Origin of the sequence: Rhodanobacter sp. Root480, assembly GCF_001426645.1 — a bacterium.
In the GTDB taxonomy this organism is placed as follows: Bacteria; Pseudomonadota; Gammaproteobacteria; order Xanthomonadales; family Rhodanobacteraceae; genus Rhodanobacter; species Rhodanobacter ginsenosidimutans.
Genome location: NZ_LMEX01000002.1, coordinates 64,919 through 79,047, shown reverse-complemented (window position 1 = coordinate 79,047; position 14,129 = coordinate 64,919). Strand labels below are relative to the sequence as shown.

Below are 14,129 nucleotides of genomic sequence, written 5' to 3'. Positions count from 1 at the left end.
CATCGCCCCGTCTCACGCATACTTGCGCCGGTGAATCCTCCTTCTTCTTCCGCTTCCGCGCCCGCGGTCAGCATCATCGTCGTGTCGGCCGACAGCGGTCCCTCGCTGCGCGATGGTGTGCGCGAGGTATTGGCCAGTACCTTGCCGCTGGAACTGGTCCTGATCGACAACGCCTCCACCGACGGCATGCCGCAGGCGATCGCGCGGGCGCACGCGGGTGACGGGCGCCTGCGGGTGATCGAGAACCACGCAAACCTGGGTTTTGGGCCGGCGGTGAATCGGGCCGCTGCGCAGGCACGCGGCGAAACCTTGCTGGTGTTGAACCCCGATTGCCTGCTGCAGGAAACGGCGCTGCAACGGTTGCTCGATATCCTCGAAACGCATCCGCGTGCGGGACTGGTGGGAGCAGTGGTGTGCGACGCCGACGGCCAGCCCGACCCGGCCTCGTTCCGCCGCGATCCGCTGTTGCGGCGCGCGCTCACCAGCCTGTTCGGTGGCGCGGGAGAAGGCGTGGCGATTGACGGCGCCATGCCCGATCGGGTGGTGGAAGCCGAGGCCGTCTCCGGCGCGGTGATGCTGCTGCCGCGCGGGGTTTTCCAGCAGTTGGAAGGCTTCGACGAAGGCTATTTCCTGCATTGCGAAGATCTGGATCTGTGCCGCCGCGTGCGTGATGCCGGCTACCAGGTGCTGCTGGCGGGCGACGTGCGTGTGCCGCATGGCAAGGGCAGTTCCAGCCGCCACCGGCCGGTGTTCGTCAGCCGCTACAAGCACCGTGGCATGTGGCGCTGGTTCCGCAAGTTCGACCCGGCTGCGCGCAACCCGCTGCTGGCGGCCGCGGTGTGGCTCGGTATCTGGGGACACTTTTTGTTGCTGGTGCCGGGGCAGTGGTGGCGTGCGAGGCAACGGGTTCGGGGCGGGAACGCCTGATTTCGCGCAACAGTTTCCTCAACCGTTCCGGCTGAGCGTAGCCGCGCAGCGGCGTAGTCGAAGCCCTGCCGCATAACCACCCTTCGACTCCGCCGCTGGGCGGCTACGCTCAGGGCGATCGATGGGAGCTTCCCCATTCCCCATTCCCCATTCCATCCAGCACGCCATGCCCAACCCACGCCAGACCACCACCCTCGCGACCCTCGGCCTGCTGGCAATGACAGCCGTCTGGGGTTCGACCTTCGTGCTGATCAAGGACGTGGTGGGGCGCATGCCGGTGGCGGATTTTCTGGCCGTGCGTTTCCTGATCGGCGCGGGGGTGATGTTGGCGTTGTTCGCGCGGCCGGTGTGGCGGCTTGGACGGCAACAACTGGTGCGCGGCCTGTTGCTGGGTGCGCTCTACGGCGTTGGGCAGCTGCTGCAGACGTGGGGCCTGGCCCTGATTGCGCCCAGCATCAGCGGTTTTGTCACGGGCATGTATGTGGTGTTCACGCCGATCCTGGCGGTGCTGTTGTTGCGCCGGCGGATGCCTGCCGTGACGTGGCTGGCGGTGGCCTTGTCCACGGCGGGGTTGGCGCTGCTGTCGCTCAACGGGCTTTCGGTGGATCTGGGCGTGTGGCTGACGCTGGCCTCGGCCGTGCTGTATGCGCTGCACATCGTGGGGCTGGGGCAATGGTCGCGGCCGGGCGAGGCGTTCGGCATGTCGGCGGTGCAGATGCTGGCGATCGCCGCGGTCTGCCTGTTGGCCACCGCACCGCACGGCCCGGTGTGGCCACCCGACCGCAACGCGTGGCTGGCGATTCTGTACATGGCGCTGATCGCCGGCGCCGGCGCGATGCTGATGCAGACATGGGCGCAGTCACACCTGCCGGCCACCCGCGCCGCCATCGTGATGACCACCGAGCCGGTGTTCGCCGCGGCGTTCGCGGTGCTGTTCGGCAGTGACGTGCTGGGCTGGCGCATGCTGGCAGGCGGCGCGCTGGTGCTGGCGGCGATGTATCTGGTGGAGCTGGCGCCGCGCCGGTCCGACACGGCGACCGCGCTGCAAGCCGAGGCGGCGCATCACGAGGTGTGAGGCTGTTGCGTCCTGATGGATGCGCCGCCACGCGGCTGCAACGCGATCCGCACCAGGTAAATGATGATCGCCACATTGCCCACCAGGGTGGCCAGTTTCAACCAGCCGAAGCGGTGCAGCGTCTCGTACAGCTCCAGCGGAATCAGCGAACCGGTGGCGATCACCGTGAACCATTCCGCCCAGTGCCTGCCCAGCCACAGGCCGATGCCCTCGACGCCGAACAGCGCCGCATAACCCAACGCCACCGCGCCGACCGCCACGAACTTGCTGGGACCGAACGCCACCAGCACGCCCACCAGTTTCCAGCGCAGGCCATTGCTGTCGGCCAGCGAAAGATGTTCCAGCCAATGCACCAGGTGTTCGAAATTCTGCTGATGGTCCAGATGGAACGCCGCCATCGCCACGAGTATCAGACAGACGGTCTTGATCACCTCGTAGGCTGCGATGACACGCAGTCCGGGGTGGCGTTGCAGCGGTGCGGATTTCAGCGGGGACGGCAGGGTGATTTCGGTGGGGGACATGGTGGGCATCGAGCAGATAAGCAGCCCATTGTCCTCGCTTCGCACCGGTTGACCAATGCGCAATGTCATTACCTTGTAGGAGCGGCTTCAGCCGCGACCGCTCTGCGTCGAGACAGAAGCGGTCGCGGCTGAAGCCGCTCCTACATTGAGTAACCCCTCAGCAACAGCGCCCGCCGCCGCCCTTGTAGCGCGCTTCCTGCCGCTCGCGGAAAAACTCGCCATAGTTGGGCACCTTGCGCTCGGGGTGATGCTCGCGCAGATGCTTCACGTAGACGTCGTAGTCGGGTATGCCGCAGCACAGGCGGGCGGTCTGCACCGCCCACTTGCGTACCGCGTTCAACGTGCTGGCCATCATGACGCCACGCTGCCCAGCGCCACGTACGGCTCTTCATGCGCGGTCGGATGGTTGGCCTGCCAGCCCCGGATCAGCGCGCGCAGGCAGAACACCACCATCACCACGATCAGCAGCATGAACAGGCCGGTGAGCGCCATGTCCACGTAGTTGTTGGTGACGATCTGCTGCATGGCGACCGGGGTCTTGGCCGGCGCCAGCAGCTGGCCCTGCTGCAGGGCCGCGTTGTACTTGTTGGCGGCGGCGGTGAAGCTGATCGGGCCGACTAGTTTCTGGTAACCGGCGGTGAGCGTGCAGATGATCAGCCAGATCGCCGGGATGCCCGGCACCCACACGTAGCGCTCGCGCTTGAGTTTCACCACCACCACGGTGGCCAGCATCAGCGCGATTGCCGCCAGCATCTGGTTGGCGATGCCGAACAACGGCCACAAGGTGTTGATGCCGCCCAGCGGGTCGACCGCGCCCTGGTACAGGAAATAACCCCACAGGAACACGCAGATCGCAGTGGCCAGCAGGTTGCCGGCCCACGATTCGGTTTCCTGCAGCGGCTGGTGGATCAGGCCGGCGATCTCCTGGATCATGAAGCGGCCCACGCGGGTGCCCGCGTCCACCGTGGTGAGGATGAACAGCGCCTCGAACAGGATCGCGTAGTGGTACCAGAACGCCATCATGCCGCCGCCGGGCAGGATGTTGTGCAGCAGCTGGGCCATGCCCACGGCCAGCGTGGGCGCACCGCCGGCGCGGCTGAGGATGCTGTTTTCGCCGATGTCCTGGGCCGTCTTGATCAACTCGTCCGGTGTCACCACGAAACCCCACTGGCTGATCGTGGTGGCCGCTTCCTGCACCGTGGTGCCGATGATCGCGCTGGGCGAGTTCATCGCGAAGTACACGCCCGGGTGCAGGTAGGTGGCGGCGATCAACGCCATGATCGCCACGAAGGCTTCGCACAGCATGCCGCCGTAACCGACCATGCGCGCCTGGCTTTCGTTGGCCAGCAGCTTGGGTGTGGTGCCGGAGGCGATGATCGAATGCCAGCCAGACACCGCGCCGCAGGCGATGGTGATGAACAGGAACGGGAACAGGTCGCCGGCGAACACCGGGCCGGTACCGTCGATGAAGCGGGTCACCGCCGGCATCTGCAGATCCGGCGCGGCGATCAGGATCGCCAGCGCCAGCAACGCGATGGTGCCGATCTTCAGGAAGGTGGAAAGGTAATCGCGCGGTGCCAGCAGCAGCCACACCGGTAACACCGAGGCGACGAAGCCGTAGCCGATCAGCCACCAGGCCAGCGCCTTGGCGTCCATGTCGAACAGCGGCGCCAGCGTGGCCGAGTCGGCCACGTACTTGCCGGCCCAGATCGAGACCAGCAGCAGCACCAGGCCGATGATCGACACTTCGAGAATGCGGCCCGGCCGGAACCAGCGCATGTAGCCGCCCATCAGGAACGCGATCGGAATGGTGGCGGCCACGGTGAACGTGCCCCACGGGCTGTGTGTCAGTGCCTTGACCACCACCAGCGCCAGCACCGCCAGCACGATCATCATCAGCACCAGCACGCCGATCATCGCCACGATGCCGGGCACCGGGCCCAGTTCCTCGCGCAGCATGTGGCCCAGCGAACGCGCGTCGCGGCGCAGCGACAGGCCAAGGATCATGAAGTCCTGCACCGCGCCGGCAAACACCACGCCGAACAGGATCCACAACGTGCCGGGCAGATAACCCATCTGGGCAGCCAGCACCGGGCCGACCAGCGGGCCGGCGCCGGCGATCGCGGCGAAGTGGTGGCCGAACACCACCCATTTGTCGGTGGGCACGTAATCGAGGCCGTCGTTGCGCAGCACGGAGGGCGGCGCGCGGGTGGGGTCCAACCTCAACACGGAGTGTTCGACGAACTTGCCGTAGAAGCGGTAGCCGATGGCGAAGATCGCCGTTGCGGCAGCTACCAGCCAGATCGCATTGATCGGTTCGCCCCGTCTCAATGCCACCACGCCCAGGCAGAAAGCACCGATGATGGCGATCGCGACCCAGACAATCTTGCTGGCGGCGCTCGGCGGGGGAACGGTGGCTTGCATCGTCTGCATGGCAACTCCTCCTCGGCAATACCGCAAGATTCCGCCCGGCGGCGGCGATGGTCAATGCCAAATAAGGCCAGCCGGATTAGCCATTGGTCGAATTGCGAGATCCGTGCACACCGCGTCACAGGGCCGGCGCTACACTGCCCGGCCTGCCGCCATCGAGGAAATACGCCATGCGCATCGCCATACGTCACGGTTTGTGCGGTCTTGCCCTGGTGGCTCTGGCGTTGCCGGTGGGCGCCGTCGGGTCCAATCAATTCAAGGACTTGTTGAACAAGGTCAAGCAGTCGACGCACACCTCGAATACGTCGCAGGCGGGCAGCAACCTGCCGACCAGCGACATCGCCGCCGGCCTCAAGGAAGCGCTGGCCAAGGGCACCACCAACGCCATCAACAGTCTCGGCCGCGACGGCGGCTTCTGGAACAACGCTAGGGTGCGCATCCCGCTGCCGGGCAAGCTCGAGCAGGCCGGCAACCTGGCCCGGCAACTGGGCCAGGGCGCCAAGGTGGATGCGTTCGAGCTGAGCATGAACCGCGCCGCCGAGAAGGCGGTGCCACAGGTTGCCGGGATCTTCGGCGACGCCATCCGCAAGATGACGCTGGACGACGCGCGCGGCATCCTCACCGGCGGTGACCACGCGGCCACCGATTTCTTCCGTCGCGTGGTCGGCGATGCACTGACCGCGCGCATCCATCCCATCGTGGCCCAGGCCACCGACAGCGCCGGCGTCACCCGGAAATACAAGGCGTTCACCTCTGGCAGCGGTGGTGGCCAGCTCGGCAGCGTGCTCGGGGCGCTGGGCGGCGGAAAGTCGAACAAGGGCGGCAGCCCGCTGGACCTGGACGACTACGTGACAGCGAAAACACTGGATGGCCTGTTCACCGAGATCGGCGCGCAGGAACAATCGATCCGCGAGAACCCCGCTGCGCGCAGCACCGAGTTGCTGAAAAAGGTGTTCGGCGGCCGTTGAACCCGCTTGCGGGTTCAACAAACACAACGCTCAGGCTTTGTGGCTCGCCGGGGCTCGTGCTTCTCGTGGCTCGTGAACCACATCGCTTGCATTGCGCCGCACCGCCCCTAGATCGTCAAGAGATGGCGATTCCACGTCGAGGTTCTGCATGATTCGCGAAATCCTGAAGATGGGCGACCCACGGTTGCTGCGCGTCGCCCCGGCCGTGCCCACGGCGATGCTGGGCAGCGCGGAGCTGGATGTGCTGATCGCCGACATGTTCGAAACCATGCACGACGCCGGCGGCGTGGGGCTGGCCGCGCCGCAGATCGGCGTCGACCTGCAACTGGTGATCTTCGGTTTCGACCACAACGAGCGCTACCCCGACGCACCGGCAGTGCCGCGCACGATCCTGCTCAACCCGCTGATCACCCCACTGTCGCAGGACATGGAAGAAGGCTGGGAAGGCTGCCTGTCCGTACCGGGCCTGCGCGGCGCGGTGAGCCGTTACTCACTCATCCGCTACCAGGGCGTCGACCCGCAAGGCACCCGCATCGACCGCACCGCCGAAGGCTTCCACGCCCGCGTGGTGCAGCACGAATGCGACCACCTGATCGGTCGCCTGTACCCCTCGCGCATCACCGACTTCAGCAAGTTCGGCTACACCGACGTGCTGTTTCCGGGGCAGGACCTGGGAGACGATTGAGCGGACGGGAGAGGGGCGTTGTCGTTGACGAACAGGGCCGGACGACAGGTGGCCACCTTGATGGTGCGGCTGCTGGTGTGCACGGTAGCGACATCGGCATGGGCGCAGCCCACGGTCCGTCCCGAGCATGCCGGTGCAGCAACAGCCGGACTTGACCCTGTGATCCAGGCGGTCTGCTCGAAGCAGGTCGTGCTGCTTGGCGAGGATGGGCACCATGCGGGCGCCACAACCATCGCGGTGAAGACGTTGCTGGTCAGGCGATTGGTCGGGGAATGCGGTTTCAGCGGTGTGGTTTTCGAAAGCCAGTTCTACGACATGCTGGATTTCGACCAATCCATTGCTAGGGGTACGGCAACTCGGGAGCAACTCGCGGATGCCATCGGTGCACTGTGGTCGCGCTACGCTGCGTTCGCGCCGCTCGAGCGCTGGCTGTTCACCGAGGCGCAAGCAGGGCGTGTACGGGTGGCAGGCATGGACCCTCAAGTCGGGGGTATCACCGCCCACTATTCGCAACAACAGTTACCGACGGATTTGTCGTCCGTGCTGGCCGGCGACCGACGCAAGGCGTGCAGCATCATCATCGGGCGCCACAACCGCTGGGAATACGACGATACCCATTCCTTCGATGCCAGCGCGCTGAAGCAGTTGCGCGGTTGCCTGGGGGATATCCGGACGAAGCTCGGGGCGAAAGATGCCAAGCCATCCCCTGCGCTGATCGCGATGGCGGACTCGTATACCCGCTACCTGGATTTTGCGGGGGTAGACCCCCTTGGCCTGCGCGATCGGGCGATGTATCAGAACTTCGTCTGGATCCGCGCGCATTGGCCGGCGAACATGCGCATCGTGGTGTGGTGCGCCAGCGTGCATGCGGCGAAAACACTTGATGACGTCAAACCGAGTGTCCGCCCGCTGGGAAGTTATCTGACCGAATCGCTGGGCGATCGCGCCGCCGCGATCGGCTTCAGTGCACTCGGCGGCAGTTACGGTCAGGTGGGTGGGCATGGAACGCCGCGATCCCTTGCCGCGGCGGCACCGGGCACCATGGAGTCACGAGCCTTTGCCACAGCGGGGCTGGTCGCATTGCGCTTCGTCGATCACACAGAGCTCGCGTCGATGGGCAAGATACCTGCCCGCGCCCTGGACTACGGAAAGTTCCACGCACTGGACTGGTCGCGAGTGCTGGACGGCGTGATCGTCCTGCGGAAAGAGACGGCCGCAAAGGCCATGCCGGTTAACTGAGCTCGTTGTCCCGTTCATGTGGCCGGATAACGCAACTACCTCCCGGAGATGAAAGATGAAAGCCATCTGGAACGACACCGTGCTGGTCGACAGCGACGACACCGTCGTGGTCGAAGGCAATCACTACTTTCCCGCCGCCTCGTTGCGAGAGGAATATTTCCGCGAAAGCGATCATCACAGCGTGTGTCCGTGGAAGGGCACGGCCAGCTATTGCGACGTGGTGGTCGGTGATGCAGTGAATGCCCAGGCCGCGTGGTACTACCCGCAGCCGAAGGAAGCCGCGGCGCAGATCGCCGGTCGGGTGGCATTCTGGAAAGGGGTGCGCGTCGTCGATTGATACGGCGGGCGTTGCCCGGACGCTGTCCCCACACGGCAGCAACACGTTACGCCGACCGCATCTCGACATCCGCAGGTACAGGGTGGAAAGCCCCTTGATTCAAGGAGCCGCCATGCTTTCCGCCTTCGGCCTCAACTGCACCCTCAAGACCGGCAACGAACCGTCGTCCACCCAGAAGCTGCTCGATCAGGTGCTGGAAGCACTGCAGGGCTACGACGTGACCACCGCCAGCGAGCGCGCCGTCAACCACGACATCAAGCCCGGCGTGAAGACCGACCAGGGGCCGGGCGACGCGTGGCCCGCGCTGCGCAAACGCATCGACGACGCCAACATCTTCGTGCTGGCCACGCCCATCTGGATGGGCCAGCCATGCAGCGTGGCCAAACGGGTGTGCGAACGTCTCGACGCGGTATTCGGCGAGATCGACGAGCACGGCGTCTATCCCACCTTCGGCAAGGTCGCCATGGTCTGCGTGGTCGGCAACGAGGACGGTGCGCATCACGTCACCGCGGAGCTCTACCAGGCGCTGGCCGATGTCGGTTTCAGTATCCCCGGCGGCAGTTCCAGCTACTGGGTCGGCGAAGCGATGCACAAGACCAACTACATCGACCTGAAGGAAACGCCCAAGGCGCTGGCCGGTGCGATCAAGACCCAGGCCTGCAATGCGGCGCATCTGGCGAGGCTGTTGCAGGGCAGCCCGTATCCGCCGACGAAGTAGGAATCTGTCAGCGCAAGCGTGGATACGCATCGTCCATGCAGCGGGTTACGCATGGACGATGCGAGCAGCGTGTCAGTTTGCGGTGGTCGACGCGGCCTTCGCCGCCTTCGCCGCTGATGCCGCGTCGTCGAACTGCCAGGCGGGTTTGCCCTTGCCGTCGAAATTGAGTTGCGCGTGGGGCAGGTTGTCCTTGCCGTAGAACTGCATGTGCACCTCGTTCGCGGTGGTGCCCAGTTCGAGTGCCGGCGCCTGCACCTTGCCGTCGGCATAATTCATGATCATGCCCGCGAAGCCATCCCGGTCATCGACCATCAGGCCGATCGCGTCGCTGAGCGGCGCCGCACGGTCCAGGCCGATCACGACACGGCCCATGCCCAGGAAGGCCATGCCGCCACGCTCGTTGCCTTTCTTGTCGAACAAGGCCAGGCCGTAGTTGTCGCCGTCGCCGATGCGCTTCAGGGTTTGGCCACCAATCACCGGTGCGGGCATTTGCCCGATCGCGAGACGATCGGCGCCGGTCTTGCCGAGGAAGATGATGCCGTCCGAAGCGTCGTCCTTGCGGGTGCGGTCCTTGCTGGCGGGCACCGGCGCGCCGATCAGGATGCGGTCGTGGCCCTGGGCATCGGTGATCACCAGGCCTTGCGTGCGGATGATCGCGTCGGGCTTGGCCGGCGCCTCGGGTTTGCGCAGCAGGGACACGGCGGCCAGCGCAACCACCGCCAGCAGGGCGAGGATCACCAGCACGCGCAAACGGGCTACTTCATGTTGCAGGCGGTTCCAGTCTTCGATACGCACATCGGCAAGTCCATTCATCTTGGGGAATCCTTGTGTGATGGAGGGAGGGACATGCCGCTGGATACCGCATCCAGCAGTAGGCCCTCGGCGAGTATAGGATTCTCGCGTTCGGCGCCGCACACCGTTGCGGTGGCAACCGCCAAATCACCGGTGGCGTAAGCTGGAGAGCGGTGGCTTTCCGCCGGGGAGAGATTTGGTGAAGAAAGAAGATGAAACGCACATGCAGATTGTGTCCGCGGATATCAGCTCGGAACTGCTGACCGGGATGGTGATTTTTCGACCGCACTGCGTATCCCGCGTCGGCCGCACCGTGGGCGACGTGAGCAAGAAGGGCAACTGGTATGCCCTGCGTCCCGGTGAGGTGCGCAGCTTTGCGCGAGCGCTGCTGGACGCAGCCGATGCGCTGGACCTGAAGGCGAAAACCCTGCAGGCGGCCAAGACGGCTGCCTGATTTGCGTTGCGGCGGATTGAGTGCAGCGACGCTGCGGCGTCGGCGCATCGGCCGTCACGCGGTGGTCGGTTCCCGCCGTGTTTCCACGGCAGCGAAGCGCGCCTTGTAGGCGCCGGGGCTGACGCCCAGCTTGCGGCGGAAATGATGGCGCAGGGTGATCGCGCTGCCGAAGCCGCACTCGCCGGCGATGGCGTCGATGGACAGCGACGAACCCTCCAGCAATTCCCGCGCGCGGTCCACCCGCGCCGCGATCAACCAGTCCGCCGGGCTGGTGCCGGTGGCCTGCTTGAAGTGGCGCATGAAGCTGCGTTCGCTCATCGCCGCCATCGCAGCCAGCTCGGCGATCGGCTGGTGGCTGGCCAGCCGCCGCTGCATGTGGTCGATCACCTTTGACAGCGCGCTGGATTCGCGTTTCGCCACCGGCCGCTCGACGAACTGCGCCTGGCCGCCGTCGCGGTGCGGCGGAATCACCAGCCGTCGCGCCACTTGGTTGGCGATGTCGGCGCCGTGGTCGCGGCGCACCAGATGCAGGCACAGGTCCAGGCCCGCCGCGCTGCCGGCGGAGGTGAGCAACTGGCCTTCGTCCACGTACAGCACCGCGGGATCGACCTTGATGTTCGGGTACCTGCGTTGCAGCGCGTCGGCGTAGCGCCAGTGGGTGGTGGCGCGGCGGCCATCGAGCAGGCCGGTGGCGGCCAGCACGAAGGCGCCCGAGCAGATCGTCAGCAACCGTGCGCCGCGTGCATGCGCCTCGCGCAGGGCGTCCAGCACGCGTGTCGGTACCGGCACGTCGAGGCCTTTCCAGCCGGGGATGATGATGGTGCCGGCGTCGGCGAGTCGCGCCAGTCCCGCGTCCGCCGTCACCCGCATGCCGTATTGACCACGCAGCGGGCCGCGCTCGGCGGCACAGGTTTCGAAGCGGTACCAGCCGGGCTGCAATTCGGGTCGCGGCAGGCCGAAAACCTCGGCCGCGCAGGCGAACTCGAAGCCGCACAAGCCGTCGTAGACCAGCGCGGCGACCAGTGGGTTGGGTGGGGTTCGGCGGCGACGGGAGATTGGCATGATCTGATCGAAGCGTGTCGTTTTCGCCAATTGTGCGCGCCCCGCCGCGGCCGAACAATGAGTCTCCATCCGCACCCGGGAGCACCCATGTCGAACGCCGTCACCCAGATTCCCGCCGCGCCGTCCGCGCAGGCGCTGCAGCATTTCGAAGCGGCGTTCGCCTTCGAAACCGATTGCTGGGATACGCACGACGCCCTGCAGCAGGCCGAGCCGGGCTTCGTCCTCATCGATGCCCGCGGCCCGGCGCACTACCAGCGCGGGCACGTCCCCGGCGCGATCAACATCCCGCACGCCAAGATCATCGAATCGCGGCTGGCGAAGTACCCCGCGGAGACCTTGTTCGTGGTGTATTGCGCCGGCCCGCATTGCAATGGCGCGGCGCGTGCCGCCGTGCGGCTGGCCCGGCTGGGACGGCCGGTGAAGCTGATGGCCGGTGGTATCACGGGCTGGATCGATGAGGGTTTCGAGCTGGCCGAGGGTACCGGGCATGACTGAGCAGCATGACGAATTAGGGGTGATGCAGGCACCGCGCGCATGGCAATCGACCGGATCGGTGGCGTCTTACAGGGCACGAAGCCACCGGGCGGGACGTCAGTGCGATGCCCGACCGGCGCGCGAGCAGGCGTTGGCGATGGAGGTATTGTGAAAGCGCTTGCAGCAGTTTGCGTGGTGCGGCGCGTAGAGCGGCAGGATCTCATGGCGCTGGTCGCGCTTTGTGGCGAACATGCGCTGTACGAGCGGGCAACACTCGGCACCGCGGCGGACATGCTCGACGGGTTGGCGCACGCGTTGTTTGCGCCCTCGCCACGGCTGCAGGCATGGGTCGCCGAGGCCGACGGGGACCTGCTTGGTTACGCGACCGCCACGGTCGAGTTCTCGACGTGGCGGGCGCGGGAATTCCTGCACATGGACTGCCTGTTCGTGCGCGAAGGCCGACGTGGTACGGGCATCGGTGCGTCTTTGCTGGCTACCGTCATCGCGGCCGCCCGCCGCAGCGGTTGCGCAGAGATCCAGTGGCAGACGCCGGACTGGAACACCCATGCCGCACGTTTCTATCGTGGCGTCGGCGCCATCGGGAAACCCAAGTGTCGCTTTTTCCTGCGATTGGAAGGTTGAGCGTGGGTGATCCGCTGGCCGTCAACGCTGGCTGCAAGTCGCATGCAGGCGAGGAGCTTTATGAAGCTGGCGACGCGGCATTCAACGGCGGCACCGCCTGGCTTCCATGCGTCGCAGGAGCCTGGTTATCACTGGACAAGCGCGATATGCAGCTTGGGTAGGGGGCTTGCTCCCCGGGGATCCTCTGGCACAGGAAAATCGGCATCAACTGCTTGAACTGGCCCACCCAGTGCTTTCCGTCGAAGGCGACGGGAGTCGCCTGCGCCGCTCCGCGTTCGGCCCACTGGATCGTGTAGTAGTCCCGCGCACCCTTGATGGCCATCACGAGTGCCGCTTCGCTATGAGGCTTGCCACCGGAAATGGTGGTGCCGCAGGCAATGAAAGCGGCCGCGGCGGGGTAGCCGTCGACGGACGGGCTTCCCAGATCGCCGACGCTTACGCTGTCGGGGCAGGCCTTCCTGAAACCTTCCGCAATCGTATTGAGCAATACCGCGGGCGGCGGTCCGGGGTTGGCGGCGACATCCTTGTATCCGGTGACGGTAATCATTCGGCTCCAGTGTTCGACGTTCTCCCCCATGGGTACGGATTCCCGGATGTAGCCGTGGGCGCTGGTTTCTTCGTTGACCACCTTGAAGTCAAGCGGCATCTTGAAAGCCACCAATTGACTGAAGATAGGTGAGATGACCAAGACGCTGGTCGCGTTCTCCCGTTGAGTGGTGATGTGCGGGGCCTCCGCAGCAGCTGGCCGGAGGGTGACGCCGACCAGAAGCATCAGGAGTGCAGAACGGATGATCATCGCTGTTCCCTGCATGGGTGGATGCTGTCCATAGACCGCTTGCGACGGAGCCGACAAGCGCGCGTTGCCAAACGCAAAGGATAACCATCCGGCGCAGTGACGCTGTAAGAAAAGGCCCTGATTGCCGTCAGCCCTTTTCTTCTGACGGAGCAGGCGCGTCAGCGGCAGCGATTGATCGTGTCGCGCAGTTCGATGGCGGCGTTGCGTGCGGCGAGGGCGAAGTCCTTGTCGTTGCCGGCGTAGATGATGCCGCGGGAGGAGTTGATCATCAGGCCGGTGCCGTCGGTGGTACGGCCGGCCTGCATCACCGCCTCGATGTCGCCACCTTGCGCGCCGATGCCCGGTACCAGCAGCGGCATGTCGCCCACCAGTTCGCGAACCTGGCGGATTTCCTCGGGCCAGGTGGCGCCGGTGACCAGGGCGCAGTTGCCGTGGGTGTTCCAGTCGCGGGCGATGGTCTCGGCCACGCGCAGGTACAGCGGCATGCCGCCGCAGTCCAGTGCCTGGAAATCCGCGCCGCCGGGGTTGGAGGTGCGGCACAGCAGGATCACGCCCTTGTCGGCGCGGTCCAGGAACGGCTGGATCGAATCGCGGCCCATGTACGGGTTCAGTGTCACCGCGTCGGCGCCGTAGCGATCGAACGCCTCGGTGACGTAGTGCTGCGCCGTGCTGCCGATGTCGCCGCGCTTGGCGTCCAGGATCACCGGCACGCCGGGATGCCGCTGGTGGATGTAGGCGATCAGGCGCTCGAGTGCGTCTTCGGCGCGCAGGGCGGCGAAGTGGGCGATCTGCGGTTTGAATGCGCAGGCCAGGTCGGCGGTGGCGTCGACGATGGCGTGGCAGAAGGCGAACACCGCATCGGGCGCGCCCTTGATGTGCGCGGGGAATTTCGCCGGGTCCGGATCGAGCCCCACGCAGACCAGGGTGTCGTGCTGGCGCCAGCGTTGCTGCAGGGCGTCGGAAAAGCGCATGGTCACTCTCGGGTCGGCGGGATCGGTTGGCCATTTTA

General features: G+C 65.8%; 17 protein-coding genes. 10 read left to right on the top strand and 7 right to left on the bottom strand.

The window, feature by feature from the left end; all coding sequences use genetic code 11:
* Positions 1 to 30 precede the first annotated feature (30 nt).
* The gene (locus ASD22_RS07515) at positions 31 to 927 is read left to right on the top strand and encodes a glycosyltransferase family 2 protein (protein ID WP_056081289.1); all 897 of its coding nucleotides are present in this window, start codon (positions 31 to 33) and stop codon (positions 925 to 927) included.
* A gap of 166 nt (positions 928 to 1,093) precedes the next feature.
* On the top strand, positions 1,094 to 2,002 hold the full coding sequence (locus ASD22_RS07510) for a DMT family transporter (protein WP_056081286.1): 909 nt from the start codon (positions 1,094 to 1,096) through the stop codon (positions 2,000 to 2,002).
* Here the strand turns inward: ASD22_RS07510 and ASD22_RS07505 are convergent.
* The 3 genes from ASD22_RS07505 to ASD22_RS07495 form a co-directional block, all read right to left on the bottom strand.
* Positions 1,990 to 2,523 (bottom strand): DUF2127 domain-containing protein, encoded by a 534-nt coding sequence (locus ASD22_RS07505; protein ID WP_056083951.1) that lies wholly within the window; start codon positions 2,521 to 2,523, stop codon positions 1,990 to 1,992. The genes ASD22_RS07510 and ASD22_RS07505 overlap by 13 nt on opposite strands.
* A gap of 157 nt (positions 2,524 to 2,680) precedes the next feature.
* Positions 2,681 to 2,875: a YbdD/YjiX family protein gene (locus tag ASD22_RS07500; RefSeq protein WP_056083948.1), complete on the bottom strand. Its 195-nt coding sequence runs from the start codon at positions 2,873 to 2,875 to the stop codon at positions 2,681 to 2,683.
* Positions 2,875 to 4,947 (bottom strand): carbon starvation CstA family protein, encoded by a 2,073-nt coding sequence (locus tag ASD22_RS07495; protein WP_056083945.1) that lies wholly within the window; start codon positions 4,945 to 4,947, stop codon positions 2,875 to 2,877. Before ASD22_RS07495 ends, ASD22_RS07500 begins: the two co-directional genes overlap by 1 nt.
* A gap of 176 nt (positions 4,948 to 5,123) precedes the next feature.
* Between ASD22_RS07495 and ASD22_RS07490 the strand changes: the two genes are divergently transcribed.
* From ASD22_RS07490 to ASD22_RS07470, 5 genes are all read left to right on the top strand, one after another.
* Positions 5,124 to 5,921 carry a DUF4197 domain-containing protein gene (locus ASD22_RS07490; protein WP_056081283.1) on the top strand — a complete coding sequence of 266 codons (798 nt, stop codon included), beginning with the start codon at positions 5,124 to 5,126 and terminating at the stop codon, positions 5,919 to 5,921.
* Positions 5,922 to 6,069: 148 nt separating this feature from the next.
* A complete protein-coding gene (def, locus tag ASD22_RS07485; RefSeq protein ID WP_056081280.1) occupies positions 6,070 to 6,606 on the top strand; it encodes a peptide deformylase in 537 nt (178 codons plus the stop codon).
* Between the two features lie 48 nt (positions 6,607 to 6,654).
* Positions 6,655 to 7,845, top strand: coding sequence for an erythromycin esterase family protein (locus ASD22_RS07480; protein ID WP_156458973.1), 1,191 nt, complete (start codon positions 6,655 to 6,657; stop codon positions 7,843 to 7,845).
* 55 nt (positions 7,846 to 7,900) lie between these two features.
* On the top strand, positions 7,901 to 8,182 hold the full coding sequence (locus ASD22_RS07475; RefSeq protein ID WP_056081265.1) for a DUF427 domain-containing protein: 282 nt from the start codon (positions 7,901 to 7,903) through the stop codon (positions 8,180 to 8,182).
* A 112-nt stretch (positions 8,183 to 8,294) separates the two neighbouring features.
* Entirely contained in the window at positions 8,295 to 8,900 is a 606-nt protein-coding gene (locus tag ASD22_RS07470) for an NAD(P)H-dependent oxidoreductase (protein ID WP_056081263.1), read from the top strand.
* A 72-nt stretch (positions 8,901 to 8,972) separates the two neighbouring features.
* On the opposite strand, the gene ASD22_RS07465 is transcribed toward ASD22_RS07470, so the two are convergent.
* Positions 8,973 to 9,713: a hypothetical protein gene (locus ASD22_RS07465; protein WP_056081262.1), complete on the bottom strand. Its 741-nt coding sequence runs from the start codon at positions 9,711 to 9,713 to the stop codon at positions 8,973 to 8,975.
* 202 nt (positions 9,714 to 9,915) lie between these two features.
* On the opposite strand from ASD22_RS07465, the gene ASD22_RS07460 reads away from it, so the two are divergent.
* On the top strand, positions 9,916 to 10,146 hold the full coding sequence (locus ASD22_RS07460) for a hypothetical protein (RefSeq protein ID WP_056083943.1): 231 nt from the start codon (positions 9,916 to 9,918) through the stop codon (positions 10,144 to 10,146).
* Between the two features lie 54 nt (positions 10,147 to 10,200).
* On the opposite strand, the gene ftrA is transcribed toward ASD22_RS07460, so the two are convergent.
* On the bottom strand, positions 10,201 to 11,208 hold the full coding sequence (ftrA, locus tag ASD22_RS07455) for a transcriptional regulator FtrA (protein ID WP_056083940.1): 1,008 nt from the start codon (positions 11,206 to 11,208) through the stop codon (positions 10,201 to 10,203).
* 87 nt (positions 11,209 to 11,295) lie between these two features.
* Between ftrA and ASD22_RS07450 the strand changes: the two genes are divergently transcribed.
* Both ASD22_RS07450 and ASD22_RS07445 read left to right on the top strand, forming a co-directional pair.
* The gene (locus tag ASD22_RS07450; RefSeq protein WP_056081261.1) at positions 11,296 to 11,703 is read left to right on the top strand and encodes a rhodanese-like domain-containing protein; all 408 of its coding nucleotides are present in this window, start codon (positions 11,296 to 11,298) and stop codon (positions 11,701 to 11,703) included.
* Between the two features lie 39 nt (positions 11,704 to 11,742).
* Positions 11,743 to 12,324 (top strand): GNAT family N-acetyltransferase, encoded by a 582-nt coding sequence (locus ASD22_RS07445; RefSeq protein WP_082520179.1) that lies wholly within the window; start codon positions 11,743 to 11,745, stop codon positions 12,322 to 12,324.
* A gap of 58 nt (positions 12,325 to 12,382) precedes the next feature.
* On the opposite strand, the gene ASD22_RS07440 is transcribed toward ASD22_RS07445, so the two are convergent.
* Both ASD22_RS07440 and pyrF read right to left on the bottom strand, forming a co-directional pair.
* On the bottom strand, positions 12,383 to 13,120 hold the full coding sequence (locus ASD22_RS07440; RefSeq protein WP_156458972.1) for a hypothetical protein: 738 nt from the start codon (positions 13,118 to 13,120) through the stop codon (positions 12,383 to 12,385).
* A gap of 158 nt (positions 13,121 to 13,278) precedes the next feature.
* Positions 13,279 to 14,091, bottom strand: coding sequence for an orotidine-5'-phosphate decarboxylase (gene pyrF, locus ASD22_RS07435; RefSeq protein WP_056081250.1), 813 nt, complete (start codon positions 14,089 to 14,091; stop codon positions 13,279 to 13,281).
* Positions 14,092 to 14,129 lie beyond the last annotated feature (38 nt).

What these genes read in the sequence shown, in the direction of transcription:
- ASD22_RS07445 (WP_082520179.1), top strand. Translation starts at nt 11,743, where the DNA reads ATGGCAATCGACCGGATCGGTGGCGTCTTACAGGGCACGAAGCCACCG.
- ASD22_RS07490 (WP_056081283.1), top strand. Translation starts at nt 5,124, where the DNA reads ATGCGCATCGCCATACGTCACGGTTTGTGCGGTCTTGCCCTGGTGGCT.
- ASD22_RS07500 (WP_056083948.1), bottom strand. Translation starts at nt 2,875, where the DNA reads ATGGCCAGCACGTTGAACGCGGTACGCAAGTGGGCGGTGCAGACCGCC.
- ASD22_RS07505 (WP_056083951.1), bottom strand. Translation starts at nt 2,523, where the DNA reads ATGTCCCCCACCGAAATCACCCTGCCGTCCCCGCTGAAATCCGCACCG.
- ASD22_RS07495 (WP_056083945.1), bottom strand. Translation starts at nt 4,947, where the DNA reads ATGCAAGCCACCGTTCCCCCGCCGAGCGCCGCCAGCAAGATTGTCTGG.
- ASD22_RS07475 (WP_056081265.1), top strand. Translation starts at nt 7,901, where the DNA reads ATGAAAGCCATCTGGAACGACACCGTGCTGGTCGACAGCGACGACACC.
- ftrA (WP_056083940.1), bottom strand. Translation starts at nt 11,208, where the DNA reads ATGCCAATCTCCCGTCGCCGCCGAACCCCACCCAACCCACTGGTCGCC.
- def (WP_056081280.1), top strand. Translation starts at nt 6,070, where the DNA reads ATGATTCGCGAAATCCTGAAGATGGGCGACCCACGGTTGCTGCGCGTC.
- ASD22_RS07470 (WP_056081263.1), top strand. Translation starts at nt 8,295, where the DNA reads ATGCTTTCCGCCTTCGGCCTCAACTGCACCCTCAAGACCGGCAACGAA.
- ASD22_RS07440 (WP_156458972.1), bottom strand. Translation starts at nt 13,120, where the DNA reads ATGATCATCCGTTCTGCACTCCTGATGCTTCTGGTCGGCGTCACCCTC.
- ASD22_RS07450 (WP_056081261.1), top strand. Translation starts at nt 11,296, where the DNA reads ATGTCGAACGCCGTCACCCAGATTCCCGCCGCGCCGTCCGCGCAGGCG.
- ASD22_RS07510 (WP_056081286.1), top strand. Translation starts at nt 1,094, where the DNA reads ATGCCCAACCCACGCCAGACCACCACCCTCGCGACCCTCGGCCTGCTG.
- ASD22_RS07465 (WP_056081262.1), bottom strand. Translation starts at nt 9,713, where the DNA reads ATGAATGGACTTGCCGATGTGCGTATCGAAGACTGGAACCGCCTGCAA.
- ASD22_RS07460 (WP_056083943.1), top strand. Translation starts at nt 9,916, where the DNA reads ATGCAGATTGTGTCCGCGGATATCAGCTCGGAACTGCTGACCGGGATG.
- pyrF (WP_056081250.1), bottom strand. Translation starts at nt 14,091, where the DNA reads ATGCGCTTTTCCGACGCCCTGCAGCAACGCTGGCGCCAGCACGACACC.